This window comes from Deltaproteobacteria bacterium (assembly GCA_019308925.1).
GTDB lineage: Bacteria > Desulfobacterota > B13-G15 > B13-G15 > RBG-16-54-18 > JAFDHG01.
Genome location: JAFDHG010000002.1, coordinates 31,528 through 58,520, shown reverse-complemented (window position 1 = coordinate 58,520; position 26,993 = coordinate 31,528). Strand labels below are relative to the sequence as shown.

25 protein-coding genes and 1 pseudogene are annotated in these 26,993 nt (G+C 47.4%); 16 read left to right on the top strand and 10 right to left on the bottom strand.

The window, feature by feature from the left end; translation table 11 throughout:
* Positions 1-164: 164 nt before the first annotated feature.
* The gene (locus tag JRI46_00590) at positions 165-1,265 is read right to left on the bottom strand and encodes a radical SAM protein (GenBank protein ID MBW2038088.1); all 1,101 of its coding nucleotides are present in this window, start codon (positions 1,263-1,265) and stop codon (positions 165-167) included.
* 305 nt (positions 1,266-1,570) lie between these two features.
* On the opposite strand from JRI46_00590, the gene JRI46_00585 reads away from it, so the two are divergent.
* The 10 genes and pseudogenes from JRI46_00585 to JRI46_00540 all read left to right on the top strand — a co-directional run bounded on the left by JRI46_00585 (position 1,571) and on the right by JRI46_00540 (position 11,754).
* Positions 1,571-2,716: a 2-oxoacid:acceptor oxidoreductase subunit alpha gene (locus JRI46_00585; GenBank protein ID MBW2038087.1), complete on the top strand. Its 1,146-nt coding sequence runs from the start codon at positions 1,571-1,573 to the stop codon at positions 2,714-2,716.
* Positions 2,716-3,483 carry a 2-oxoacid:ferredoxin oxidoreductase subunit beta gene (locus JRI46_00580; GenBank protein MBW2038086.1) on the top strand — a complete coding sequence of 256 codons (768 nt, stop codon included), beginning with the start codon at positions 2,716-2,718 and terminating at the stop codon, positions 3,481-3,483. The genes JRI46_00585 and JRI46_00580 overlap by 1 nt, the downstream gene beginning before the upstream one ends.
* A complete protein-coding gene (locus JRI46_00575) occupies positions 3,470-4,042 on the top strand; it encodes a 2-oxoacid:acceptor oxidoreductase family protein (protein MBW2038085.1) in 573 nt (190 codons plus the stop codon). Before JRI46_00580 ends, JRI46_00575 begins: the two co-directional genes overlap by 14 nt.
* The gene (locus JRI46_00570) at positions 4,006-5,400 is read left to right on the top strand and encodes an FAD-dependent oxidoreductase (GenBank protein MBW2038084.1); all 1,395 of its coding nucleotides are present in this window, start codon (positions 4,006-4,008) and stop codon (positions 5,398-5,400) included. The genes JRI46_00575 and JRI46_00570 overlap by 37 nt, the downstream gene beginning before the upstream one ends.
* Before the next feature lie 5 nt (positions 5,401-5,405).
* Positions 5,406-5,717, top strand: coding sequence for a 4Fe-4S binding protein (locus JRI46_00565; GenBank protein ID MBW2038083.1), 312 nt, complete (start codon positions 5,406-5,408; stop codon positions 5,715-5,717).
* 111 nt (positions 5,718-5,828) lie between these two features.
* Positions 5,829-6,809 (top strand): tripartite tricarboxylate transporter substrate binding protein, encoded by a 981-nt coding sequence (locus JRI46_00560; protein MBW2038082.1) that lies wholly within the window; start codon positions 5,829-5,831, stop codon positions 6,807-6,809.
* A gap of 79 nt (positions 6,810-6,888) precedes the next feature.
* Positions 6,889-7,350, top strand: coding sequence for a tripartite tricarboxylate transporter TctB family protein (locus tag JRI46_00555; protein MBW2038081.1), 462 nt, complete (start codon positions 6,889-6,891; stop codon positions 7,348-7,350).
* Between the two features lie 23 nt (positions 7,351-7,373).
* Positions 7,374-8,876 carry a tripartite tricarboxylate transporter permease gene (locus tag JRI46_00550; protein ID MBW2038080.1) on the top strand — a complete coding sequence of 501 codons (1,503 nt, stop codon included), beginning with the start codon at positions 7,374-7,376 and terminating at the stop codon, positions 8,874-8,876.
* 74 nt (positions 8,877-8,950) lie between these two features.
* Complete coding sequence (locus JRI46_00545) at positions 8,951-10,324, top strand: FAD-binding protein (protein MBW2038079.1); 1,374 nt, start codon at positions 8,951-8,953, stop codon at positions 10,322-10,324.
* 227 nt (positions 10,325-10,551) lie between these two features.
* A pseudogene (locus tag JRI46_00540) lies at positions 10,552-11,754 on the top strand (aminopeptidase).
* 55 nt (positions 11,755-11,809) lie between these two features.
* On the opposite strand, the gene JRI46_00535 reads toward JRI46_00540, so the two are convergent.
* The gene (locus JRI46_00535) at positions 11,810-14,071 is read right to left on the bottom strand and encodes a VWA domain-containing protein (protein ID MBW2038078.1); all 2,262 of its coding nucleotides are present in this window, start codon (positions 14,069-14,071) and stop codon (positions 11,810-11,812) included.
* Between JRI46_00535 and JRI46_00530 the strand changes: the two genes are divergently transcribed.
* From JRI46_00530 to JRI46_00510, 5 genes are all read left to right on the top strand, one after another.
* Positions 14,049-14,255, top strand: a complete 207-nt coding sequence (locus JRI46_00530; GenBank protein MBW2038077.1) for a hypothetical protein — start codon at positions 14,049-14,051, stop codon at positions 14,253-14,255. The genes JRI46_00535 and JRI46_00530 overlap by 23 nt on opposite strands.
* A 389-nt stretch (positions 14,256-14,644) precedes the next feature.
* The gene (locus JRI46_00525; GenBank protein ID MBW2038076.1) at positions 14,645-16,309 is read left to right on the top strand and encodes a hypothetical protein; all 1,665 of its coding nucleotides are present in this window, start codon (positions 14,645-14,647) and stop codon (positions 16,307-16,309) included.
* Positions 16,310-16,696: 387 nt separating this feature from the next.
* Complete coding sequence (locus tag JRI46_00520) at positions 16,697-16,984, top strand: hypothetical protein (GenBank protein ID MBW2038075.1); 288 nt, start codon at positions 16,697-16,699, stop codon at positions 16,982-16,984.
* Positions 16,985-17,071: 87 nt separating this feature from the next.
* Complete coding sequence (locus tag JRI46_00515) at positions 17,072-18,055, top strand: TRC40/GET3/ArsA family transport-energizing ATPase (GenBank protein MBW2038074.1); 984 nt, start codon at positions 17,072-17,074, stop codon at positions 18,053-18,055.
* The gene (locus tag JRI46_00510; protein MBW2038073.1) at positions 18,052-19,035 is read left to right on the top strand and encodes a TRC40/GET3/ArsA family transport-energizing ATPase; all 984 of its coding nucleotides are present in this window, start codon (positions 18,052-18,054) and stop codon (positions 19,033-19,035) included. The genes JRI46_00515 and JRI46_00510 overlap by 4 nt, the downstream gene beginning before the upstream one ends.
* 386 nt (positions 19,036-19,421) lie before the next feature.
* Here the strand turns inward: JRI46_00510 and JRI46_00505 are convergent, their stop codons facing one another.
* From JRI46_00505 to JRI46_00485, 5 genes are all read right to left on the bottom strand, one after another.
* The gene (locus JRI46_00505) at positions 19,422-19,682 is read right to left on the bottom strand and encodes a transcriptional regulator (GenBank protein MBW2038072.1); all 261 of its coding nucleotides are present in this window, start codon (positions 19,680-19,682) and stop codon (positions 19,422-19,424) included.
* 175 nt (positions 19,683-19,857) lie between these two features.
* Complete coding sequence (locus tag JRI46_00500; GenBank protein ID MBW2038071.1) at positions 19,858-20,130, bottom strand: hypothetical protein; 273 nt, start codon at positions 20,128-20,130, stop codon at positions 19,858-19,860.
* A gap of 266 nt (positions 20,131-20,396) precedes the next feature.
* A complete protein-coding gene (locus JRI46_00495; protein MBW2038070.1) occupies positions 20,397-21,593 on the bottom strand; it encodes a DUF4388 domain-containing protein in 1,197 nt (398 codons plus the stop codon).
* Between the two features lie 236 nt (positions 21,594-21,829).
* Positions 21,830-23,233 (bottom strand): MATE family efflux transporter, encoded by a 1,404-nt coding sequence (locus JRI46_00490; protein ID MBW2038069.1) that lies wholly within the window; start codon positions 23,231-23,233, stop codon positions 21,830-21,832.
* A 373-nt stretch (positions 23,234-23,606) separates the two neighbouring features.
* Positions 23,607-24,065, bottom strand: a complete 459-nt coding sequence (locus tag JRI46_00485) for a DnaJ domain-containing protein (GenBank protein MBW2038068.1) — start codon at positions 24,063-24,065, stop codon at positions 23,607-23,609.
* Between the two features lie 112 nt (positions 24,066-24,177).
* Between JRI46_00485 and JRI46_00480 the strand changes: the two genes are divergently transcribed.
* The gene (locus JRI46_00480; GenBank protein ID MBW2038067.1) at positions 24,178-24,657 is read left to right on the top strand and encodes a hypothetical protein; all 480 of its coding nucleotides are present in this window, start codon (positions 24,178-24,180) and stop codon (positions 24,655-24,657) included.
* Positions 24,658-24,930: 273 nt separating this feature from the next.
* On the opposite strand, the gene JRI46_00475 is transcribed toward JRI46_00480, so the two are convergent.
* The 3 genes from JRI46_00475 to JRI46_00465 form a co-directional block, all read right to left on the bottom strand.
* Positions 24,931-25,287 (bottom strand): hypothetical protein, encoded by a 357-nt coding sequence (locus JRI46_00475; GenBank protein ID MBW2038066.1) that lies wholly within the window; start codon positions 25,285-25,287, stop codon positions 24,931-24,933.
* Positions 25,288-25,310: 23 nt separating this feature from the next.
* Positions 25,311-26,123, bottom strand: coding sequence for a hypothetical protein (locus JRI46_00470; protein MBW2038065.1), 813 nt, complete (start codon positions 26,121-26,123; stop codon positions 25,311-25,313).
* A 480-nt stretch (positions 26,124-26,603) separates the two neighbouring features.
* Positions 26,604-26,810, bottom strand: coding sequence for a cold-shock protein (locus JRI46_00465; GenBank protein MBW2038064.1), 207 nt, complete (start codon positions 26,808-26,810; stop codon positions 26,604-26,606).
* Positions 26,811-26,993 lie beyond the last annotated feature (183 nt).

Genomic DNA, 26,993 nt, shown 5'->3' with positions numbered 1-26,993 from the left:
AAAAACCCTAAAATCCGCGATTTCGTAGCCCTAAATAGCTTGTAAGTATTTGATTTTACAGCGGGTACAAATGACCAAAATGCCATATTCGGACTTTTTCGACAGTCTCAACGCAACTGGCCACAACCTCAGCTAATAAGACCGTAAAACGAATAAAAGGCACCTCACAACAACAGATGGACATTGCCCACATTGACATTCATTAGGCCCTCTTCTTGGGCCGCCTCCAGGCACTCCATGGCGTGCTCCCTTGAGGTGTGGGGAAGGTCCCGCATCCGGAAGTCGGGGTGAAAGGCCAATAAGGTGTAAGGGATCGCAGGGTCGAGGGAGGCGATAAAGCGGGCCAGCCCTCTTACTTCGTAGACGTCGACATAGCCGGATACCAGGAGGGTGCTGGCGATAAGGAAGGGGGGCTCTCTTCTCTCTTTATGAAACTCCACGAGGCGGCGAAAGTTCTCTAAGGTCGGGCGATTGCTCACCCCGCAGAGGGCCAGGTTCACCGCCTCGCTCCATGCCTTCAGGTCCACCTTGATGCAACCCCCGCTGGCCAAAGATACCCTGGCCATCTGGATTAACAGAGAGGAGGATACCCCCCCATTGGTCTCCCAGCATATCCGCAGCACCCTTTCCTTATTCTCTTCCAGGGCCATGCGGGAGGTCCGCAAGGCATGGATCACTTGGGGGGTGGGGTCCCCTCCAAAGAAGCAGATACAACTGGTCTTTTTATCGACGGCCCGGGCCAGGTCTTCCACGCCAGAGGGGACGGCCTGTTCCAGATCCCTCCTGTAGGTCCAGTTCTGGCAGAAGAGGCAGTCGAAATTGCAGGCCCCGTAGAATACCGCCAAATTCTTATATCCGTATTCCGGTCCAGGGGCATAAGAAAAATGGGGGTACCCTGCGCTGCTGCAACCAGGGCAGACCCATGCCGCACAACAATTGGTGGGGAGTCCGTCGTAATACCAATGGACTATCCCCTTTAAACGGCTGGAGGTGATGGGGACAAGCCTCCCCTCCAGATTCTGGTATAGTCCACAATAACCCTTTTCCCCGGGGGGTATGCAGCACTCATGGGCACAGATCCGGCAGGAGCGTCCTTCAGAGGATCGAGGCGGCTCCGTAGGCAGGTGGTCTTTTAATCGGTTGCGGATGTGGATCTCTCTGATATCCTGCTCAAGCTCGGCAAAATGGGACCTGATGCAATCAACGCAGTACCCGATGGTTTGAGAGATCAGGTGGGAATCCTTCTGGCAGAGGTGACATATCATCTACGAACCCCTTCTCCCATTTTTAAACAATTTTAGCATAAAATTTTTATATTTTCCTATCTTTAACAATGTATTTGTTACAGATGGGGTAGTTTGACAGATCTCGGGAAAAGAATTATTGTATTTAAAAGGTTAACTTCCAGTTGTTGCTTGCCCTTAGTATTTGGGAATGTTTGAAGATGCCTCCAAAGCGATAATTCTCAACAATAAGGGGCTTATCCTGAGGGATATCAGTGAATTGCTGCTAGAAGTTCTTTAACTGTGACGTTTGATGAACTAAGTGAAATTTCTTAAGGAGCTGCGCGATGAGGTATAGGGTTGTACAGAGTATTTTTCCTCCTGGCAATTACTATTTTTCTGGGAATGAGGCGGTAGCAGAAGGGGCGATTGCTGCAGGTTGCAGGTACTATGCGGGGTATCCGATAACACCTTCTAGTGAGATTATGGAGCGGATTTCGGTGCGGTTTCAGAAGGGTGGTGGGGTGTTCATACAGATGGAGGATGAGATAGGGTCTATTTGTTCTGTGATCGGGGCCTCTTGGGCAGGGGCGAAGGCCATGACTGCTACCTCAGGTCCTGGATTTAGCCTCATGATGGAAGCCATTGGATATGCGGCCTTTACGGAGACTCCAATCGTTGTGGTAGATATCCAGAGGGCAGGGCCGGGGACAGGTCAGGCCACTCGGGTGGGAAGTGGAGACGTCATGCAGACCAAGTGGGGTTCTCATGGGGATTATCAGGTTATTGCTCACTCACCATGGTCAGTGCAGGAGATGTACGATTTCATAATCAAGGCGTTTAACATGGCAGAGCAATATCGGGTCCCCAGTTTTGTGCTTGCTGATGAGGCTGTGGGACACTTGAGGGAGAAGATTGTTATTAAGGAGACAGTTGAGGTATGTGATCGTGTGAAGCGGCCCGGAGCTGCTCCTTTTGATACGGAGGAAGAGGGTGGGATTCCACCCATGCCGTCGTTTGGTGAGGGGGAGAGGCTTTTGGTGACAGGTTCCACGCATGATGCATATGGTTTCCGAAAGACAGATGATCCTAATGTGCATGCGCGGCTGGTGAGCAGACTTCACAAAAAGGTTATGGACCACCGGGATGAGATTGTGGATGTAGAGGGGTACTATCTTGATGATGATCTTGAGGGATTGGTTGTCAGTTACGGGTTTACTGCGCGCAGTGCCCTTTTTGCAGTGCAGCGGTTGCGGTCGGATGGTGTGCGGGTTGGGATGATGCGGCTTAAGACCCTGTGGCCTTTTGCTGACAGGGTGGTAGCGGAGGTGAGTAAGCGGACAAAAAAGATCTTTGTTCCCGAGATGAACATGGGGCAGGTAGCTGGTGAGGTGATGAAATATGCCTGCTGTGAGGTGATCACCTACAATCAGACCAATGGAGAGGTCATCCACCCCCATACCATCCTAGAGGAGATGAGGAGGATTCTCTGATGGCGAGAGATCTTGAGGAGTACCTGCGTCCTGAGGTGCAGACAACCCCTTTCTGTCCCGGCTGCGGTCATGGAATCCTTATGGGGTTACTCTTGAGGGCTGTGGATGAGCTGGCTTTGGATATGGATAGAGTGCTTTTTGTTTCGGGTATTGGTTGCGCTGCCTGGATACCCAGCCCTCATTTCAATGCCGATACCCTCCATACGCTTCACGGCAGGGCCATACCCTTTGCTACTGGTGCAAAGCTCTTTAACCCTGAGTTGACCACCATCGTGGTCAGTGGTGATGGGGATTTGACCTCCATTGGGGGCAACCATCTCATCCATGCCGCACGTCGGAATATAGATCTAACTGTGATCTGTGCCAACAATATGATCTACGGCATGACCGGTGGCCAGGTAGCCTCCACCTCCCCCTTGGGCGCTTTAACCTCCACGACCATGGAGGGCAATATATATCGTCCCTTTGATCTCTGTAAGCTGGTGAAGGCAGCTGGGGCGGCCTATGTGGCCAGGTTTTCCGTAACTCAGCCCCTTTCTGTAATTTCCGCTATCAAAAAGGGCATCAACACTGAGGGGTTTTCCTTCATAGAGGTCTTATCACCCTGCCCGATCCAGTTCGGCAGGAGAAACCGTTTGGATACTCCGGCAGCGATTGTGGAGAGGTTGCACGAGCAGTGCATCAGTTTGGAGGAGGCCGGTGTACTCAGTCCGGAAGAGTTGGAAGATCGGATTATAACAGGGGAGTTCGTCCATGGTGGAGCTTAAGCAGGTGCGTTTGTGTGGGTTTGGGGGCCAGGGGATCATCTTGGCCGGAGTAATTTTGGGCTATGCCGCTATCAGTGACGGCAAGTGGGTTGCAGGGTCGAGCTCCTATGGAGCTCAGGCCAGAGGGGGATATGCCCGGTCTGATGTGGTTATATCAGAGGAGCCAATTGTGTTTCCCCATGTCATAGAGGCCGATATCCTGATTGCCATGGCTCAGACAGCCTATGAGAGATATATAGAGGATTCGACTACAGATGCGGTGGTCCTCTTTGACGAAGGGATGGTTTCACCCCGAACATTGGACGGTGTGAAGCAGGTAGGGATTTCTGCGACCTCCTGTGCTATTGAGGAACTGGATCAGAAACAGGTAGCCAACATAGTAATATTGGGTGCTGCGGTAGCAATAACTGGTGTGGTTAGCAAGGAGGCCTTGGTTTCGGCCATCAAAGAGAATGTGGATGAGAGATTTCGCGATCTAAACCTCAAAACTGTTGAGGCGGGTTTCGCTTTAGGGGGGGAGCGATGGCGGTTGTTGGAAGGACGCACAGGCCAGTCGTAGACAGACAGCGGTGTCAGCGGTGCAGTGTGTGTGAGAGGGCATGTCCTGCTGAGTTTTTGCCTGATCTCAGGACCGATGAGGATACCATACGGGGTTATGTCTACACGAATACTGATTTAGTGAGCAGGGAGGTCCTTCCTCCATGTGTTGGTGCATGTCCTATTGGTCAGCAGGTGCGAGATTATGTACAGTTGCTCGAGGCAGGGAAGGTGAAGGAGGCCCTGTTAGTGATACGTCAGGACAACCCGCTTCCGGCAGTTTGTGGTTATGTGTGTCATCACCCCTGTGAGCAGGCCTGTATTGGTGGCAGTTGGGACGATCCGGTATCTATAAGGGAATTAAAGCGGTATGCGGTGCATTATGAGATGGATCATCGTGACGAGATTTTGGAGATGCTTAACGAGCGCAAGCAACCTGCTCGGGGGAAGAAGGTGGTTGTTGTGGGGGCTGGTCCTGCGGGGCTTGCGTGTGGGTTTGAGCTAGTTATGCATGGGTATATAGTAACTATTATGGACGACCTTGAGCAACCTGGGGGCATGTTGAGAGTGGGTATTCCGCCTTTTCGTCTACCGAGGGATGTAATCGATCACGACGTTGGTGTTATAAGATCGCTAGGGGTTCAATTTATCAACTCGGTTCGTATTGGCAAGGGTATACCCTTAGAGACCTTGAAGAGTGAAGGTGCAGATGCTGTAATATTGGCCGTGGGAGCTCACAAAGCGGTCACACTCGGCATACATGGGGAAGGGGGTGAGGGGTATGTGGACTGGCTGAGTTTTTTGCAAAGGACAAACACGGGGCAAAACGTTGAACTACGGGGTAAAACCCTAGTGATTGGAGGAGGAAACGTAGCAATCGATGTGGCTCGCTCTGCATTGAGGGTCGGTGCAAAAGTGGTGGAGGTGCTATCTCTGGAAAAAGAAGAAGAGATGCCGGCTGATCCCCTGGAGGTAAAAAAAGCGAAGAGGGAAGGGATTAAAATCAGGTTTCAGTTGGTCCCGATTGCTGTGTTAAAGACAAACGGAAGAGTAAAAGGGCTTAGATGTGTCCCTGCTCACTTGGGGTGGGATGAGTTAGGGAGAAGGACGCCAATGCTTGTGGAAGGAGAGCCTTTTGAGGTAGAAGGTGATTTTATCATTTCTGCCATAGGACAGCGTTCGGAACTTTCATTTCTGAATGCAAAAAGCGTATCAGAGAGGGGGACAATTGCTCTTGGCAAAGATGGGCAGGTAAAAGGATATGAGGGGGTTTTTGCTGCAGGAGATGCGGTGAGCGGTCCCTCTACAGTGGTTGAGGCCATGGCATCTGGAAAAATTGTGGCACAGCAGGTAATGAGCTATCTTGAGGGGGGTGCGTAGCAGAGATGTTGAATCTAAACTGTGTGAGAGAGACGGAACCTAGGGGAACGCGGGATGAGGAGATCAGGATTGATTTTGAACGTCATGATCCCTTGCTGACGCCCGAGGAGGCTAAATACGAAGCGTCCCGCTGTTTGGGGAATGTAAGCTGTGAGGCATGTGATGTGTGCAGGCTGCTGTGCCCGGATCTGGCGATTACCCGTGATAAAGTAACAGGGGAGATTATTATTGACCTGGACTACTGCAAAGGGTGTGGTATATGTGCTGCTGTGTGTCCAAAAGGTGCAATCACAATGGTTTTGGAAGAAGGCACCTGATATATATAATGAAAGGGGGTGATACCCATGAGATACTATCATAAATAGAACTTTGGGGGAAAGTTCAATTAGTCCAACGATGTCACTATCAAATTTATGAGGAGGGACAAAATGAAAAGCAATAAAATTCTGCTCACCGCTTTACTAATTGTCTTTGCCATAACAGTGCTTTTTACCTTTCCATGCCTGGCCGAACCTGCAAAGTTTCCCAAAAAACCCATCACTATAATAGTTCCTTATTCGGCTGGAGGGGGGACAGACCTTCAGGCCAGAGCTATTGCCTCTGTGGCCGATCAGTATTTCAGTCAGCCAGTTGTCGTCGTTACCAAATCGGGTGGCGGAGGGGCAGTAGGAACGGCTTATGTAGCCCAGTCGAAACCTGATGGGTATACCCTTCTGTACGCCGTTCCTGCGGTTACGGTTATTAAGCCCTATATGGTAAAGACTCCCTACAAGTTCGAAGACCTTGAACCTTTGATCAGGGTAAGTGATTCCCCGAGGATCCTTGTTGAAGGCTCCCAGCAGCCTTGGAAGAGCCTGGATGAACTCCTTGATTACGCTAAGAAGAACCCTGGTGCCATCAAGTACGGAAGTGCAGGTCCTGGAACGAGCACCCATATCGCTATGGAGGGTTTCGCCTATGCATCTGGTGTAAAGTTGACTCACGTTCCTTTTAAAGGTTGCGCCAAGGCAACAGCCGCTGTTCTCGGCGGTCACGTGGCCTTGTTCGGGGCCATCCCCTCAGAATGTTATCAATACATAAAACCAGGAAAGATGAGGCCTCTAGCAGTATTTGCAAAGAAAAGGCTCCCTGAACTACCTGATGTGCCCACGTTAATCGAGAAGGGCATCAATTTCTCTGATAGTTCTACTCGTGCGTTCTTTGTCCCAAAGGGAACTCCTCCGGAGATAAAGGCGATCCTTCATGACGGTTTTAAGAAGGCTATGGGAGACAAATCCTTTATAGCTCTGTTCAAGAAACTTGGAGAGCCGATTTCGTATATGAGTGGCGAGGATTTTCGGAAAATTATGGAAGAACAAAAGGTCTTCTATGGGGAAGTCTTGGAGAAAGTAGGGTTGAGAAAAAAGTAAGTAATTGTTCGGGGAGGAGGATTCCTCCTCCCCGATTTCGTGTTTTGCATTAACAGCATCGTGAAGTGTTAGGAAAATAATGAGGACACGGTTCACCTATGATCAACTGATTGGTGTTATTTTATTCGTCTTCAGTCTTGCCCTGTATTTTATAATCATTCCCTATGAGGTGGAACAGATCAGTGAACGTACCAGTACTGGCCTGAATCCGGCCTTTATGCCCGAGCTTACTGCCTTTGTTCTAGCATTTCTCAGTTTGCTCCTCATCGTGAAGAAAAGAGAGGCATTACAGGAGCGAGTGAGGCTTTTTCCACTTCGTGTTATTATCACCATATTGTTGTTTATCGCCTATATGGTTCTCACTCCGTTGATAGGATATCTACCTGCAACATTCCTAATTTTGCCAATATACCTGTTGTCTTTTGGCATGAGAAGGTGGAAGACCGTTGTCGTGTTGTCAATCATTTTCCCTTTTATTCTGTATTTGTTTTTTGCGAAGGTCATGCTTGTCATGTTACCCAGAGGGGTCCTCTTTAACTAAATTTTAGTAAAAAGAGGTAAGGGATGTTGGAGCAATTCCTCATAGGGTTACAACTGATGCTCACATGGCAGAATGTAATGTTTGCCCTGTTAGGGGTGGCTGTGGGTATTGTTATAGGCTCCATACCAGGTCTTACCGTCACGATGGCGACAGCCCTCATGGTACCCTTAACCTTTAAAATGGATCCAATCCCCGCCATCGCTATGCTTTTGGGGGTTTATAAGGGAGGGATGTTTGGTGGATCAGTCTCGGCCATACTGATAAACACTCCGGGAACTCCAGCCGCCTCGGCCACAGTTCTTGATGGTTTTCCCATGTCTCAGAAGGGCCAGGCCCTCAAGGCCTTGAAAATGGCCTTGTACTCCTCGGTAATGGCGGACACCTCCAGTGATATTGTTCTTATCCTTGTAGCTCCTCCCTTAGCCATGCTCGCATTGAAATTCGGCCCCCCTGAGATCTTCTCCTTAGTCTTATTTTCTCTCACCATCATCGCTGCTGTTTCGGGCAAATCTCTACTCAAGGGGTTTGTTGCTGCTACACTGGGGATACTTTTCGCCACTGTTGGTATGGACCCAGTAGCTGGCACTTCGCGGTTCAGTTTTGGTTACATAGAAATCCTGAAGGGGATTGGTCTAATACCCATGTTGATAGGGCTTTTCGCCATCTCTGAGATACTCGTGAGGGTAGAGATCAAAGTAAAAGACAAGCTCCAGCAGATGGCACTCAAATACTCAGATCGCCCAGAGGACAACAAGATATCCTGGTCAGAAATGCGTGGGTGCTTACACACTATATTTCGTGGAACAGCATTAGGTACTTTTATTGGTGCCATACCAGGGCTTGGGTCCACCATAACCGCCTTTTTGAACTATGGAATGGCCCAGAGGGGATCAAAACATCCCGAAAGATTTGGTGAGGGAGAACTAGAAGGAGTTGCAGCCGCTGAGTCGGGAAATAGTGCCGTTTGCGGTGCCACCCTCATTCCCCTTCTTAGCTTGGGCATACCGGGAGACATAGTAACAGCGGTCCTTTTGGGTGCCTTTATGATCCAAGGTATAGCGCCTGGCCCCATGCTGTTTCAAGAACACGGGAATATCATATATGCCCTTTTCATTGGATTGATGGTGTGTAATCTGGGCAACCTGGTCATCGGCAGCCTTTCAATAAGGGCAGCCAGAAACATCTTCAAAGTCCCTGAGGCCATTATCTACCCTATTATCCTTCTGCTGTGCTTTGTCGGAACGTATGCCGTCGATAACAGCCTTTTCGACGTGCAAGCTATGTTCTTTTTCGGAATCCTGGGCTATGTGATGAGGAAATTCGACTACCCTCTAGCCCCTCTACTTATTGCCTTTGTACTGGGGCCTATGCTGGAAAACGCGCTGCGACAGGCACTGATTATGTCTGATGGAAATGTGAGCATTTTTTTGACCCACCCTATTTCACTTGGGTTTTTGATCGTTACGGTCATAACCATTATATTTATAGTGCCCAAAGTTCTTAAAAGACCGCCCAAGGGTATATAAATATGCTGCGATCCCGCATAGAATACACCGCAGGTTATGTCCTTTTACTATAGAATTTTCATTGAGGATCTTTTATGTTGTCAGAGGGGGTTATTAGGGAGATAGAAAAGGTGATCGGTTCAGAAGGTGTCATGTGGGCCGAGGAGGACAGGGTCTGTTACTCCTATGATGCCAAGACTACTGGCCCCCTGCCCGATCTGGCGGTCTTTCCCCGCACCCCCGAGCAGGTCTCCCGGATCATGGTCCTGGCCAATGAGCACGGCTTCCCGGTGATTCCCAGGGGGGCGGGTTCTGGGATGACTGGGGGGGCCACTCCGGTGGCAGGGGGTGTGGTGGTAGTTATGACCAAGTTTGATAAGATCCTGGAGGTTGACCTGGATGAGTTGATCGCTGTGGTGGAACCCGGAGTGATCAACTACGATCTTCAACAGGAGGTGGAGGGTCTTGGCCTCTTTTTCCCTCCTGATCCAGCCAGTTATAAGTACTCTACCATAGGAGGGAATGTGGCTGAGTGTGCTGGTGGACCTCGGGCCGTGAAATATGGGGTGATGAAGGACTATGTCCTGGGTCTGGAGGTGGTACTGCCCACAGGAGAGATCATCGAAACAGGTACCCGGACCATGAAGGGGGTGGTGGGTTATGACTTGACCAAGCTCTTTGTGGGCTCAGAGGGGACCTTGGGGATTGTGACCAAGGTTATCCTGAAACTCCTTCCCTTTCCTGAGGCGAGGGGGACATTGCTGGCTATCTTTGAAAAGATAGAGGCGGCTGCCAGTTCTGTGGCGCAGATCATCCGCTCCCGGATCATCCCCAGCGCCCTGGAGTTCATGGATAATTCTTCCCTGCGCTGTGCAGAGGCCTATCTAGGGGCTGGCTTGCCCACAGATGCTGGTGGCTTCCTCTTGATTGAGGTGGATGGTCCGCAGAAGGCCGTCGATGATCAGGTAAAGATGATAGAGGAGATTTGTTGGGCCCAAGGAGCACGAGAGGTGAGGGCGGCAGAGAATCTTCAAGAGGTGGAGAGGCTGTGGGAGCTTCGGCGCTGTCTCTCCCAGGCCTCTTATGCCCTGAACCCTGTCAAGGTAAACGAGGATGTTACCGTCCCCCGGAGCAAGATACCTGCCTTGGTAAAGGGTGTGGAGGAGATCGCCCGAAGGGAGGGTCTGCAGATCATGTGTTTCGGCCACGCGGGGGATGGCAACATCCATGTGTCCATCATGATTGGTCGGGGGGAGGAGGAGATGAGGAGGGCTGAAGGGGCAGTGGAGGAGATCTTCAAGTTGACCTTGGACCTAAAAGGGACCCTGTCAGGAGAGCACGGGGTGGGAATTACCAAGGCCCCATACATCGGTATGGAGATATCTCCCGCGGCCCTGGAGGCCATGAAGAGGATTAAAAAGGCGTTGGACCCTAAAGGGATTTTGAATCCGGGAAAGATCTTCCCTTGACAATACTGGCTGTATCTTTTTACTCGTCTTTTCGGGGTCACCTTTTTTGACGCAAAGGAGATGCTAGACTCAAGTATCCACATAATTGCGGTGACACACTGAACGTGTTTTGTAAAACCCAATTTTCAGAAATTGAGCGAGGAGGCCCGGCAGGAATTGAAATTCAAGGGCGTTGACATCGTGACATGCCAGCACGCTTTTGGCTGGGTGGAACTAGGAGATCCTAGATGGCGCTTACAGAAATACAACTAGAGAGATACGCAGACGTCCTGTTGTGGGGATTAAGGACTTCAAGGAGAGAAAAATACAAAAAGAACGACATCATTTTGATCAGATTCGATCCACCAGCGATAAAGCTAGCCGAGATCCTGAACAGGCAGATTCTTGATATGGGGAAGAATCCGGTCTTGCGTATAGGTCTAACGGCTAAAATGGAGCGGGATTTTTTCGAGAAGGGCAATAACAAACAACTTGTCTTTCTCGCTCCAGGTGAAAAGGAATTGTGCGAACAGTTAAATGGAAGCATCTATCTATATGCTCCGGAGTCTCTCATCCACCTGAGCGAGATAGATCCGAAAAAAATAGGCAAGACGTTGGTGGCGAGAAAAGTGCTGCGAGATATCTTGACGAAACGAGAAGAAATGGGGAAATACGGTTGGACCCTTTGTACCCTGCCAACCCCTGAACTGGCAAGACAGTCTGGGCTTACCCTCAGGCAATATAGCGCTCAGGTTACAAAGGCCTGTTACCTAGACAAAGGTGATCCTGTTGAACAGTGGGAGACCATATTCAAAGATGCCATGGCCATTAAGAGATGGTTAAACAGCATGGAGGTCAAAGAATATCACATCCAATCAAAGAATATCGATCTGCTAGTAACCCCAGGGAGACAACGAAAGTGGATCGGGATCTCCGGGCATAACGTCCCCAGTTTTGAACTCTTTCTATCTCCAGATTGGAGGGGTACTGAAGGGATCTATTATGCGGACCAGCCCTCCTTCAGAAGTGGTAACTATGTGAAAGATATTTGGTTGGAGTTCACAAAGGGCTCTGCTACGAAGATAGAAGCTGAGGAGGGAGAAGATTTCCTCATCAAATAGCTATCCCTGGACAGGGGCGCCAATAGGATCGGGGAATTCTCTTTGACTGACAAGAGATTCTCCAGGATTGATAAATTTATGGCCAACACCCTATTCGATGAGAACTACGGCGGCCGTTACGGGAACTGCCATATAGCTTTGGGGGCATCCTATTCAGACACTTACGCCGGAAATCCAGCAGAACTCACAAAGGAAAAGAAAAGGAAGCTGGGGTTTAACGACTCAGCCCTCCACTGGGACCTTGTAAACACGGAGAAGAAGAGGGTAATAGCATGTCTGACCTCGGGGAAGAGGGTGACCATATATGAAGATGGGATATTTATGTATTAAGGGTCACCTCTGAAAATGTCAAGATTTCCTAAACCTTGGGGATGTTATTTGTTCATTAAACGTATATCAGTTCCAGCTCCATTGTGCCTTTTATGGAGGGAGAAAAAACAATCTTTTGTAAAATCTTCTCCAGAACTTCTTTTTTGTACGCTTTCCCATGGTAATTTTTTACTTGGATACTCCTTGTTTTCCCTCCTTCAATTTTCAAAAGCACAACTACCTTTTTTAGGCCCCATTTTTTAAACACCCTCTTCAAATCGTCCTTCAACGGAGACAATATATTCTCCACCTCTTCCATAGTAATTCCAGGAGGAAGCTTTCCTCCCATTATACAGATTCGGGAAAGCTCTCTTTTCTCCTCCTGAGGAGGATAATACCCTGCCTCTTTCGCCGCTAGTGTTTTTACAAAACCAGAAGATAGAGGAGCAGCAACCTTGCCTCTATGATTACCTACTGCATAATCGCTTACCCCTTCAGGTAAAGGCAAAGGCTGTTTTACAGTAACTACCTCTCCAGTATCTCTCACTACGGTATCCACAGCTACAAAGGAGGTATATTGAGTCATGAGGTGGTATCGAAGACCGAGACCTTTCACCTCTTCCTCTACTTTTGCTCCCACCCTTGCGTAATCAGAGAGGCGGGCTATTCTTTCCCTGGCCCAGAGGTATTTAAGGGCTATGTTATCCTCATCTTCCAACAAAGAACTTACCTCAATCCTTTTGTTATACGTACCCCAGGCTGTCTTCCCTCTCACCCTCATTTTTCCTTCAGCATTTTTATATTTCCCAAAGATAACGAGTGGTCTTCGAGCGAATAGGTCAGGTAGAGAAGGGGGTTCTACCTCATAAGCATCAAATCCCTGAAGTTCTACCTCAATATCGGTAAGGAGAGGAGATCTTATATAGTCAGAGAACCTTTCTGCTACCTGTGGTGCTTCCGCTTTATTACATACGACAAAAGGATTTCCTCTCCCTGCTCTGGCCATTCCCTCGATGAGATACCGGTTTACACTACTCCCTATTCCAAAGGCAAAGAAGTTTGCCTCATTCAGCCTTTCCCTCATCAGGTCAAATACCTCTTTCTCCACCGCTACATATCCATCAGTAGCTATAACTATGATGCGGGAAAGTCCTTCCTTTTTCTGTAAGGAAAGCGCCCTTTTTAAGGCAGGTAAAATCCTTGTTCCTCCCCCTCCTCTCTGTTCTTCCAGCATAGCTAGCGCCTTACCCTTATTCTCCTCTGTAGCAGGAAGAGGATGGGGAGAAAGAACATTCGACCCACCAGCAAAGAATAGGATATTGAAGTAATCTTTTCCCCTTAATTTTTGAACTATCTTTCTTATAAGGGCCTTAGAGACCGCTAAGGGGAATCCATGCATAGAGCCGGAAACATCTACAATGAATACATATTCCCGAGGAGGGACAGCGTTCAACGTTACCTTTTCTGGAGGTTGTAGCATAAGGAGAAAAAATTTCTCCTTTTTCCAAGGGTAGAGTAATAGGCCGCTCTGTATCATCTCCCCTTGTAACGTATATCTCAGGATAAAATCTCTATTTCCTCCTTTTTCTTCCTCAGGAGATAGATTTATCTCTGCTTTATCCATATGCTGTCGTACCTTCACTTTATGGGAAGGAACCCATACTTTTCCTAATGAAATTCCTGTCCTTATGTTCACTTTTATGTCAAACGTATAAGTAGGTGCTTGGCCTTCATGCAGATATGGGGTCTTTACCCATGTATCGTGGTCTTTTGTCTCTTTCTCTTTTTTCTCACAATACCGTGACCCTACCACCGTAGGGAAGACAAACTCATATATCCCTTTTTCGGGGACTAAAAGTTCTGTATAGTTAACCATCACCTCTATTACATCTCCTGGCATTATGTTCGCTACCTTCATTTGGAAGACATTGGGTCTTTCCTGTTCCAAGAGAGAAGCCGTTTTACCTTCTTCTTTTGCCCTCTCATAGATCATTTTGGCCATTGCCCTTTCTTCTATTTGAGCCTCAACTATTCTACTGCCTATCTTCATCCTCATGGCGTGTATAGCTGATCTTATCCCCAGGGGGAATACATATATCGCTTCTATGGTTCTGTTGCCTTCATTTTTATAAACCTGAGTAAGTCCTATCTCAGCTATCACTCCGGCAATATTTACCTCTACCTTCGTCTCTAAAAGAGGAAAAGGGGCAAGAGAAGCATCATCGCTCTGGACAAAGAAGTAAGGAGAAAGAATTTCCCCCTTCTTCTCTCCATAGGAAGAAGCAAGGGGAAGCATAAAGATGAGAAGACCAAAAATGAAGATTAACTTTTTCATCATTCCACCTCCATTTTCTTATTCTTTTTCTATTAGACAAAAAAGTGCTGGGGAAGTTCCCGTCTTTTTAATTTTTCTCATTATCAAAGAGACCACTTCATGTGCCATTGGTTGGGAAAAAGCTCTACCTGACCAAATCTCTGAATTGGAGGTGGGCGATGGTTATATGGATGAATTTAATTTGTAATCCCTCAGCCTTGAGGGGATGGGCTTCAAAGGGCCTCTTGCCCCCGAGCGAAGTTGCTGGGAGCGATGGGGCACCCACCGAGGGTGAGCAGGAAGGGGAAAGCCCCGCCTTTAGAGCGGGGAAGGGGCAAAGATTCCCCGCCTGCGAACCCCGAAAGGGTCACAGCGAAAGATCTGAAGCGAGGGGATAAGGGGTCCTCTTTCCTTGATAACTGAGGCATTACCCTTTTTTGGGGAAATTCCTTGACTTTTTAGACTTTAGAGTATAAAAAAAGATCCAGGATGGATGCGGCAATAATGATTTTTGTTACTCTAATGGGGAAAGGAGGTGGGGAATAATTTGTCCTTTAAAGGTAAACTATAACCTTTAGGCAAAGGAGGGAAAAGGCCATGAATTCATTATGGGTACTGTTGTTTTGGGTAATAATTGTTGGCATTGGCTACTGGGTATATGCCAGGTGGGCTGCTAAAAACGTTTTTGAGGTTGATTCTGGCAGAGCGACCCCTGCCAAGATGTACATGGACGGTGTAGACTTTATGCCGGCAAACAAAAATGTACTCTATGGGTTCCAGCTTAACTCAATAGCAGGGGCTGCCCCGATCATAGGCCCCATTGTGGCCATTCAATGGGGTTGGTTGCCGGCATTGCTATGGTTGGGGCTGGGGGTTTTCTTCATCGGATGGCTGCATGACTTCTCAAGTGCTATGGTATCGATAAGGAGCGACGGGGATACCTTCGGGGCTATTAGCTATAAATTGATATCGCCTAGGGCAAGGAAGATACTCCTTACCTTCGTCTACTTTTACCTGCTGCTGATAGCAACGGCCTTTGGTCATGTAATTACCAAGGGGATAAGCGGAAATCCAGCACTCCCCTTTCCCTTGCTGGTGGTTATTGGAGTGGCATTTCTGGTCGGTCATATGATCTATAAGGCACGGGTAAACATCATCACAACTACCATCCTTGCCATCGTCGTGATCTTTCTCTCTATCTGGTTAGGTACCGTCTGGAACATTAAGCTTTCCTATACGACTGTGCTTATATGCGTCTTGATATTCGGTTATTTCAGCTCGATTCTGCCAGTATGGAGGTTCATCCAGCCCTACAACTACTCCTCAGTATACGTTGTATACTTCGGGATCATAGCAGGGGTTATAGGGATAATCATAGGCCATAAGCCGATGACGCTCCCTGCCATTACTAGCTGGAGTATCGGAATTGGACCCTTGTGGCCGCTCCTTTTTGTTACTATTGCCTGCGGTGCGATCTCCGGGTGGCACAGCCTGGTATCCAGTACCGCCACATCACGGCAGCTTGAAAACGAGCTGGACGTCAGACCAGTAACAGCAGGGGCAATGTTTGCCGAGTTTACCATCTCTATCATTGCCGTTATCGTATGCGCAACGGCATTTTCTAGTACGTCGGCTTACGTTGCCAAGGTCAGTAATCCTGTAGGGATCTTTGTTGCTGGCCTTGGAGGGGCAATTACCTCCATTGGGCTTCCAGTATCGTATGCCAAGGCCCTAGCAGGTATGATGATCATCATTCTTGCCCTTACCATTATAAACTTGGTGTTCCGCTTTATGAAGGTGGCAACTGCTGAGCTCCTAGGCGATGCAGTGGGCATTGCAAAGAACCCACATGTAGCGACCATTGTGGCCCTTATCATCACCTATGTACTGGTGAAAACAGGCACCTGGCTCTATGTATGGGTGCTTTTTGGCGGCGCCAATCAGTTAATGGCATCCCTTGCCCTTCTCCTGGCAACCCTGTTTCTGGTCCAGAAGGCCAAAAACTATAAGATTGTCATCTACCCGATGTTTTTCATGTATGCCACAACGGTGAGCGCCCTGTTTTACACGGCCTTTTTCAAGCTGATCCCGGGTGCATTGGCAGGGAAAAAGGTGTTCGGAAATTTCTTTGCTGCGGGAGTAGCCATTCTGCTTATAATCCTGGCCCTTATCCTTGCCTATGATGGCTGGAAGGCCTTCAGGAGATATCGAGCAGGTGAGGCGGCAGCGGCCCCGGCTGAGGCTAAAAAGGCACCAGCATAAGGGCAGGTTTTAGTGGTGTTTTAAGAAAAGGGGATATACTACCCAGGAGCACATCATGCGGAGCTGGGAGTGTATCCCCCTTTTGTTCTTTGCGTAAAAAAGTGAAATGCTCTTGGATACAAACAGTAAAGGATTATCTAAAAGGTTTTTTTCTTTATAGCCTGATAGAGGGGGCATACACAGAAAAACGTTGCCTGGACGATCTATTTATGGTAATTCTACTTGGAAAGGTAATTGGGTTTCCCGGCCTTTTTAACTATTATCATTTGAGGCTTTTCCCTTACTATGTAAGGCGACTTGGGCCATGGAAGAGGAGGGTTTTAAGGGAAAGGGATCTTTTTGACCACATAAGGGATTAATTTAAAAAATTTAAAAGAGATCGTAGCCATGGAAGAGAAAAAGAAAGAGAAAAAAAAGAAAAAGGCAGGAGGCATTATAGGTTTTGTAAGGGATTTCACGTATGGCATGGCAACCCATGGAATGGCACGGCACGCACTGAAAACCCGCTCCAGCATGGAGCACCTTTTTATCCTTATCACCATGGGCGACATGCTCGGCATTCCCATACTCCCGCCTTATTATTCACTACGTTTGCTCCCCCATGTTGTGCCTCAGATCACCACATGGAAGCGGAGGATGCTGAGGGAAAAGGATTTCATGGAGAGCATGTATTAATGTTTGTTGAGTTCATTGAGTTCGTAGGGTTTTAACACAACAAAACCAAAAAACCCGAGAAACTCAATAGACTATAAAGGAGGGCTTATGTCTCTTGCTGATTTCTTTATACGGTATCCCAATAGAAGATACCTCATGTACGGAGGAAAGGGAGGACTTGGAAAGACAACCTTTTCGGCGGCAACGGCCTATTATCTTGCGAAGAAGGGGAAAAGGGTGCTCGTTTTCTCCGTTGATCCTCAGGCATCGCTCAGTGATATCTTCGAACGCGATATCTTTGGCAAGGGAAACATTAAGATAATGGAAAATCTGTTTGCCTGTGAGGTCGATGCTGACAAAAGGATTCATGACTATCAGGAAGAGATACGGCAAAAGATTATCTCAATGTATGGTATGAAAAAGATTCCTGAGGAAATAGAGAGTTATATAAAGGCCTCATCGGCTGAACCAGCCATGGAGGAAAGCGCCATCTTCGATGCAGTGGTCGACATCGTCGTTAAAGGGGATTTCGACTACTATATTTATGACCTTGTGCCCCTGGGCCATGCACTTTATTATTTGAGCATGGCGTCTGTCTATGATGCCTGGCTGGAGAAGATAACAAGCCTGAGGGAACAGATGAGAGAATATGACAAGGCTATTGCCACCATGAAACGGGAGGAGGATATTGAGCAAGATGAGATATATAATGAATTAATGTACATAAAGGATCGGATAGGAAGTTCCTCGAAGATCATGACAGATACTGAAAAGACTGCCTTTTTCTTTGTGCTCACCCCAGAGGAAATGACCATAGTGGATACTGAAAAGGCGGCACAGCTCTTTGCTAAGTATAATGTACCCCTTTCGGGATATATAGTAAATCGGGTCATTGATAGAGAATTGTTAAAAGATAACATACCAGTATATCTGAAAAACAGGATCGAGATGCAGGCCAGTGCCCTCGAGATGATAGACCAGAAATTTGGCTCTTCCGTGCTTTCAGCTGTTCCGGAATTCGATTCCGAGATAAAAGGGCTTGATGTGATTAGAAATCTTGCAGAAGTGATGTTTGAGGAGAAGTTATCATGAAAACTACCATGGAAGATTTTTTTAAGACGCATCCCCAGATGCGATATATCTATTTTGGTGGAAAAGGGGGAGTTGGCAAGAGTGTTGTTGCAGCATCTGTGGCACTATGGATGGCGCAACAGGGCAAAAAGACGCTTCTGGCCTCTACCAATCCTGTGCACAGCCTCTCAAACCTTTTTAAACAGGACGTCTTCGGAAAACCCGTGTTGATACCGGGGGTAAAAGGCCTTTTTGTCCAGGAAATAGATACAAAAGATACCATAAAAAGATCAAAGAATGAGATCAAGGAGAAGATAAGCTGGTTTCTCAAGTTTGCCGACATTCCCACAAAGGCTGATGACTTTATGGAGTCTGCCACCATGAACCCAGCCTTTGAAGAGTCGGCGATGTTCGAGAACATGATAAATATTATGTTTGAGGATGCCTTTGAGTTTTATGTCTTTGATACCGCTCCCACAGCAAACGCCAGAAGACTTTTAGGCATGTCCAAGGTCTATACCCTCTGGGTGGACAAGATGTACAAAAGCCGGCAGGAGGCTACAGCCATGAGGCTCAGTCTTTCCTTCCGAAAAAAGAAGGTAACAGAGGAAAGGGACCCATTAATGGAGTACCTCACCACCTTTAAGGATAGAATAGAACATATGAGGGTCCTCTTAACCGATGAGCAAAAGAGCGCCTTTTTCTTTATAACCCTTCTTGAGTCTCTTCCCATTGCAGTAATACGCCGCTTCATTGGCTGGTTCGAGGACTTTGGAATCCCAATAGGCGGTGTCATTATCAACGAGGTCATCGATAAATCTGAAATAGGAAAGGATTCCGCTCCATTCATACTGAACCGGATCAAAATGCAGGACAGGTATAGGGAAGAAGTGTATCAATCCTTTGAAAATGTCTGTGGTGAGATTCCTCTTTTTGAAAATGAGGTTAGAGGCGTAGATATGGTAAAAAAGGTGACTCAGGCCTTATTTCCCTCCCCCTGATAGGTAACTCTAACGTTTGGCAGAAAAGAGACCCCAACGAGAGGCAGAGAGGTCCCTCCAGCCATCAGGCACTTTCGCTCGACTTAGCCCATATCAACAATGGGCCTAACGGATGGATATAGGACCAGGGGTAACAGGTCAAGCCGTAAGAATCTGTCTCTTAGCCCTTTGATTACATAGGATCAAAGCAAAATTTCCCAGAGTATACACCTTGCAAAGCAAGGAACAAGGGTTATGTTTTTAATATTAAAAGGGGTTGTGCCCACAAATCTTATCAGGGAGAGATTAGAGATGAAGCCAATAGAGCTTGAGGTGGTTGCTCCCATGCTTTGTCCCATGGAGATGAGTTGTAGGTGTAAGAGAGGACAAACAATGCAACTTATTCGCTAACAGATCCGGTACGTTGGCTCTTGAATGTGCGACCTTTTGCAATGCGGGCAGCGTCCAGGGCGGGTGAAGCGCTTGCGGTCTTGAAAAACATATCCACACGCCAGACACCGGAAGGGTCGGATAATGAGCCTTTTCCTTTGGGCCGCTGCGGAGCGTGCAATATGGGGAAGATGCTCATAGACCTCTTTTTCCCGGATTCCCATCGCCTGGGAGAGTTCCCTGGCGCTCATATCCTTTTTGCTCAAGAGGTCGGTCATCTGCTGACGAATCGTTTCCACGTCATCTCTGTGTTCTTGTTACTTCATTTAAGATCTAAATGGAAACAGGTCTTGCATTATAGCATTCCTTCTTTATAATTTTCGTGAAGAGGTTGTTGCATTGCAAGACCTCGATCCCTCACCTTGATTGGGTTAAAGAGAGATCAGGGGAATATCACGAGGACCTCCGGGCCTTCTCCAGGATTTCTCTGATATAGGGGAAAAGATAAACCTCCTCTGTGTCGAAAGAAGAGAGTGCTCGGGCCAGGATTTCTATTTGGTCCTCCATTGGTTTAGATCGGTCTATAAAGATCTTAAAAGTTCCTTTGACCTTACACAGACCTCCCCTGACGAAAAACTCTTCCTCTCCCAGTTTTTCATAGACAATCTCAACACCGAGCCTCTCAGCAAGATCCTCAAGATATTCCAAAACCTGTCTGGACTGCATTTAGATTAGGGACACTTCCCGTATTTTTTACTTCTTCCCCAAGGATGGGACCCGCCGCATAGCGAGCTCCTGTCTGGACCCGGTGCTTGATGCGATCCCGGAGGTGCAGCCGGTGAACATAGGTCTCTTTGCAGGAGTGCTGGACTACAGCAAGCTTTCCTTACTGCAGCCACTTTAGTCGTTTCCTGTGTTTGACTGTATTATGTTCCTCTAAAATATTGAGGGTGGATATATGGGTTGATGATTGATTCCTGCCCTACCTTTATTTACCCCTTTGCTTCCTTTTTGTCCTCAATCCTGTGATTTAACTCTGCTATAATCTTCTCAATCTCATTGGCAATCTTTATCTTTTCAGCCGAGTCCTTCTGATATTTTTTCACATAAGAGAGGATCAGTTCGATTTCCTTCATTGTTCCCCGGGTGATTTGTAAACCAAGGATCTCAGCCTCTTTTTCTAAGATGGCTGGCAAAAGGGCATTGAAGCTATGGAGGAGAGAGATGCTTCCTTTACGAAGGTCTTTAAAGGCATTCATGGCTTCCAATATAGCCTGCCTGTTAATGTCGGCATCCTTCCTCAGGTCGAAACCCTTGAGAAGTCTTTTTTGTTTGGGTGGCAACTTAGCCTTGCATTCATCGAATATAGTGAATGCCATAGTTCCAATTTCAGTTTTGAGGATATTCTGGATGACCTGAAAAACATCATTAAAGATAGTCATAGCATCCACATAATCAACGAAATCTCTCTTTTTTTCGTGTACTTCTCCAATTTTTTCTAAAAACCCTGACATCATCAATGAGTATATGATTTTGTAAACCGAAAACTTATCGTAATCGCTCTCGTTGACCACGTGCCTCACCGTCCGAGTGCCATCAATCAAGGAGAGGATGCGCCATTCTTTTTTATTGAGTTTGACTTCATCTGTATCTCTCATTCTCTCTGAGATCTTGAAGACCAGTTTATCACTCGTAATCTGGTTTGTTATGGTTGACAATTCATCTATCCGCCGCGATGCTTCCATAACAATCTCTGTGGTATTCAACGGGATAATCAATTTCCCTTCAACATTTAGAGGTATATCCTTGTACTCGAACTCTCCGGTTTTCCACAGGAATAGATTGTATAAAATCTCCTTGGCTTGATAGTGCAGAAAATTTTTCAAGCTATCCGCCGAAATATATCCTTGTTCCACTAAAACCCTACCCAACTGCTGGCCTTTCTCTTGAGCTATTTGCAGACATCCCTGGAGTTCTTCATCGGAGAGTACTCCCTCGGCTTTCAAAAAATTACCCAAGCGAAACTCCTTTTGTGAACTCGTGGCATAGACAATAACACCATCTTTCATAAATATCTCGATTCTACTTTCGCCATCACTTACTTTTAGAACACCGGTCTTCTGGTCAAGGGATAACAACTGTAAGAGGTTACCAATATTAAACGTTTCAAGTTTGCCTTTAAGTGCCATAGGATAGCAGCCCTTTTATGATCCTATAATTCCCGATATCACGTAACTTGCATCGGTCAGATAAAGGACACTTCCCCTATTTTTTACTTTTTTGGGCCCTCCTGTTTTTTATTCTAGCATACAATATTGTGGATGGATAGATGAATTTGATCGGTTTTGGAGAAGGACAGGGGCATCTCTATGGGTTAAGGGATAACCTCCAATTAAGGCGTAACTTTGGCATCTGGAGGTGCGGATTATTCAGGAAGCAGGTCTCCCCTCGGCTGCTCGATCACCCGCATGGTCTTCCACTTGCCACCACGGAAGCGAAAGTAGAACGCAAAACCGAGGATGATGGCGTAGATAGACGCAATGACCCAGGCAACCATCAGGCCGTATCCGAGCAGGACAATGGTCACGTAGGCGGGGATTACCAGCGCAAACACCGGGATGAACAACATCATGACCATGACAAAGCGGGTGTCCCCAGCCCCTTTAATTGCAGAGGCGAAGATGATGTTCATGGTATCAAAAACAGAGTAGATCGCCACGAATCGCAAAAGGATCACGGCAAGCCCGTAAATGTCAGCAATCCCTTCAGGGTTTGCCCGGGCGGCAAAGGGGGCCACAAAGAGATCCGGCACGAGCACATATGCTGCGGCAATGCTCGTCATGTAGAGAAAGGTCAGGTGGAATCCGGAATAGGCGCTTCGCTCAGCGAGGTCCGGCCGATCGCTTCCCAGATACTGACCAACCAGCACTGATACGGCTATTCCGCACCCGATCATGGGCATAAAGGCCAGTGTATTGATATTGAAGGCAATATTCGTGGCCGCAAGATTGACGGTCCCGAGACGGCCCACCAGGAGGATAAATAGGGTAAAGCCTGTCATATCTAAAAAGAACTGCACACCGGAAGGAAATCCAAACCGCAGAAGCCGCACAAATAGTTCTCTCTCCGGCCTCCAGCCCTTGAGGGTATGGTAGGTTGTGGCATGGGTCCTTTTGGATATAAGGGCCACGTATACGAGAAATGAGAAGATACCTGAGAGCACGGTGGCGATGGCCGCGCCCTTGATCCCCAGCTCATGAAACCCCCATTCGCCGAATATCAGGGCGTAGTCCATGACAAGATTCACGGCAGTGGAGAAGGTATTGACCCACATCACCGGCCAGGGTCTGCCCCTGCCGGAAAAGAACCCCGCCAGGGCCGAAGAGGCGATAAACGGGCCGCCACCAAGACAGAGGATTTGAAAATACTGTACCTCACAGCGCTGCACAAGCGGGTCATGCCCCACGAGGCGAAAGATGGGCCATGCAAAGGGGATGAGGCAGATCAGGACAAGCCCTCCGAGCAGCGATACATATACCCCCTGCCAGAGGACAGGGCCGATCCTGGCGAATCGTCCGGCACCGTAGTACTGGGCGACAAAGGTGCTCACGTAGCTGGCCGTGCCAAGAAAGAGGCTCATGACGGTGAAGTTGACCATACCTGCAGGCATGGCAGCCGCGATGGCCTGAGGCGAGTACCAGGAGAGAAACATCCTGTCGACAAAGTGCTGGACAGACCAGGCCCCTGTGCTCAGGATCAGGGGGGTCGCGATGACAAGGACCTCCCGGTAGCCCCCCTCAGCCCTCCAGCGTTGTTTCAAATTCTGCATGGTCTTCCTTCTGGTTTTTCTTTGGAGAAGGCAGTATAAGGGAAAGTCACCGGTATGTCGAGGGGGAACCATGATATGCACCTTTTGCTTTTGCCGGTGTGCAACGTTACCCTGTTACGCTAACATTTGGAGGGACAGAGAGGAGTTGCGGTTGGTTTTGGAAGAAGGGAAGACTATTCTCAGTGCTTTTAGATGAACTTGACATCAAAAATGCTATATTGCAACCTGTCCCCGCTTTTGTTCTCTAAGACATCAAAATAAGTATTATTATGTCCCCAGAATTTCTGCCCAGAAATTCCGAAATGGTTCGAATAATCCCGATCGATGTATCATGGGGCTCCGTTAAAGTGCAAAAGCATCGCAAGCCACATCATCAACCACCTCTGCCCATAAGTTTTTCATAAGCTTCTTGAATCTCGATAAACTTTTTCTTGGCCAGCTGCTGCAGTTCCGGGCCGAGATGAGAGACCTTATCAGGGTGGTACGCCTGAGCGGCTCGGCGATAGGCAGATCGTATTTCCTCGCGGCTGGCACCGGGCGCAACACCGAGAATCTCATACGGATCTTTGGAACCGGCCTGCGTCTCCCGTTCTCGTTCGAACCTGCCCGCGTCCTCAGACCGTCTCTGTTGATCCTGATCAGCCCCTGAGGGCCGTCTCCACCAGGAGAAAAAGGCCGGCAGCCTCCCCCGCTTGAGGTAATAGATCAAAAGCGCTAAAAGGGTCCCGTCGTCAAGCCAGCCCCAAGGGATAAGGACATCGGGAAGCAAATCAACGGGGCTGATAATATAGAGGATGGCAATAATAATTAGCAGGATTTTCAGAACATTCATACCCTGAACAACTCCGTTATTACCTCATTGTAGCCAAAGACACACATCCTGCCAACCTCCTTGTGCGCGCATGTCAAGGCCTGACCTCGCGTTTGCTCCTCGATGGGGTGTTTTGACATCCTCGAGTCGGTTTGCTATAAAGGCTCAAACAGCTTTTGGGGAGGTAGATATAAAGAGGAGCAAAAGCGCAAAAAAGCGTACCACACGAACGAAGAAAAAAAGCACCCGCCGTTCCGGCCTGACCAAAAGACAACTCCTCACAGCGGCAGCGGTCGTGCTGGGCATAATCCTCACCGCCGCTTTCCTACTGCACACTTACCCCGTCGGAAAAGTCGTGAAAAAGAGGACGGCCGCCAAGGAAATCGGCCCCAATGCTGTCTATGGAAAGATTATCGGCGTCAACATTGAGGCGATCCCTCGGGGAACGATATGGGTCAAAAGCTTTAATACCGGCAAGAGATATACCTTTTGGGTGGGATGGCGCACCATCTACCAGCCCCCTCGGTACCCCTATAAAGGTGAGAAGGTCACCGTACATTACGTCTATGACCGGGGTTATCTGAAGGCAACACAGATAATCAAGCACCGATGAGCATTCACCCTACCCCTTCCCCATTTTTTAGTGGTATTTGGGTTTGGAAAAGGGGATGGGCAGTAAAAAAGCCCCTTGTGCGGGGCTGGTCTATCACATCTATTTTGTTACAAGATTAGGTAATTCCTACACATTTGGTACTGGTTTGACTAACAATTTAGCGATAAGGATAAAGAGATCTTGGTCCCTGTGAATGTCCTCTTTGTCTTGGGAGATTATATGATCGATAGCTGTTGTAGGGATACTCCTCTGGCCGTTCCGCAATGCTTGCCCTCAGTGGATTGAGATATACATCACGGCTGAGCTCCAATACGTAAGTATCACAGCCCACGACAATGGCCTTGTATCTCCCCTGAAATAGGTGGTCCCTTTGTGTTCCCTCCAGCGTTCCTCTTTATGCTGCGCTGTTCCCCTTCTCCCATTCTCCTTTTTTTCTCGATGAACGGGTATGAGCTTATTGACGGTTATGATGAGAAGCGAGGCAAGGAAAATCACGCCGAACGTGAGAAGGGATTTCAAGACAACGTAGCTTTTTTCGACAACGCCCCAAATCGCCAATATAGAGATCGTCGTTCCGGCAACAATACAGACCAAACATATGGCAAAGCAGATGAGATTAATCGAAGCCAACTTTGTATTCCCACGCCCCCGAATCATTTGAACTTAAATTTTTCTTTTAATCCTTTGGTGACTTCCTCTTCAACTTTTTCTGCCGCCTCCTCTTTGGTGGTCTTCTCTAGTTCTTTTAACTCCTTTTGTCCTGCTTCTGTCACCCCACTCACACCCTTTTTTAAAGTATCGCTCACATCTGCCCTGAGCGTGCCTAAATCGAAGTTGGCCAGTTGGGCAATACCGGTTCCTTGAAGTGCTCGCACGATGATAAGATTGACCAATTTTTTAGGGTCGGTAATATTTCTAAAGACCTCATGTACTCCGATATTAAATGTTTTTGTGAATGGAGTTTTCCCCCATGAGTAATCTTTATAAGTGACTTTTCCAATTGTCAGAATCAGTTTATCAATGGTGACTTCTGGTGGTGTTTTCTCTTCCTTCTTTTTTTTAACAGGCTTTTTCTCTTTCTTCGTCTTTTCACTCACCGATTTCAAGGCAGAGATGTTGAGCTTTCGTTCCCTGTTCCGTACCACTATAAGCTCTTTGAGATTTAATTCCACGGTTTCAAAATGTGCTCTACCTTTGAAAAACGAGGCAAGTTCGAAATCTACAAGGAACTTAGCTATGTTAATCATGACCTTATCGGGGAATCCTGCGGGATTAAGCAATTTCATGTCAGTGATATCCACCTTGGACGCTAACAACCCCACATCCATATCTCCTATGGCAAGTTCTAACCCTGTTACCTTTTTTGCCCCTTTCTCAACACCCATCTTGATGAGCATGTTTTTAAAAACCAAGAGCAAAACAAAAACACCAACAATTATCACAACTGCTATGCCCAATTTTTTCATAATATTATCCTTCTTTCAAAGTTAACATCTGTGATTTTGGAGTTGAAATGAGAATCCCACCTGCGAAAATTTTATCAGGGTGACCATGCTCGTGCAATAAAAAAGTTCCTTCGTGGGCTTTTAATATAGCATTTCAAAAATCAAGACCTGAGCCTCTATTTATTGGAAATAGTCAACAACGCCCCCCCATTTCCTCCCGGGACGGATTTGTTTTTCAGATCATATTAGTAACACTTTCCGTATTTTTTACTTCTCTTGTTTGGCCATCCCGCCTTCTTTGTTTTAGCATAAAACTTTTGGGATGGATAGATGGATTGGTGATTAGGTTTGGAGAAGGAGAGGGGCGTATCTAAAGGTATTTTAAAAGGACTTGCCGTCAACATGTCGTATTATACAACTATCAGACAATACATGGATGGTTTGACAAAAAAGGCAGAGTCAAAGTCCCCCTTGCTCAGCAAGGGGGACTTTGACAGTCGATTACAGCTTCTCTACATTGATGGCGCTGGGACCTTTAGGACCCGTTTCAACATCAAAGCTAACTGTATCACCTTCGGCAAGGGACTTAAATCCATCACCCTGGCCCTGAATGGCAGAATAGTGGACAAACACATCGTTACCATCTTCGCCTGTGATAAAGCCGTAACCTTTGGAGTCATTGAACCACTTCACAGTTCCATTTAACATCTCAGGTACCTCCTTTCTCATAAACTAAAGTCCCAGAATAACCTTTCCCCTAAGGAAAAAGGCCACAAAGCTCAAAGTCTTTGTGACCTTTTGGTTACAAAAACTCCTGCGACTCCAATATATATTTAACATAGTTGATAATAAAAAGTCAACAACTATTAAACACCTCTTATATCTTTGAGG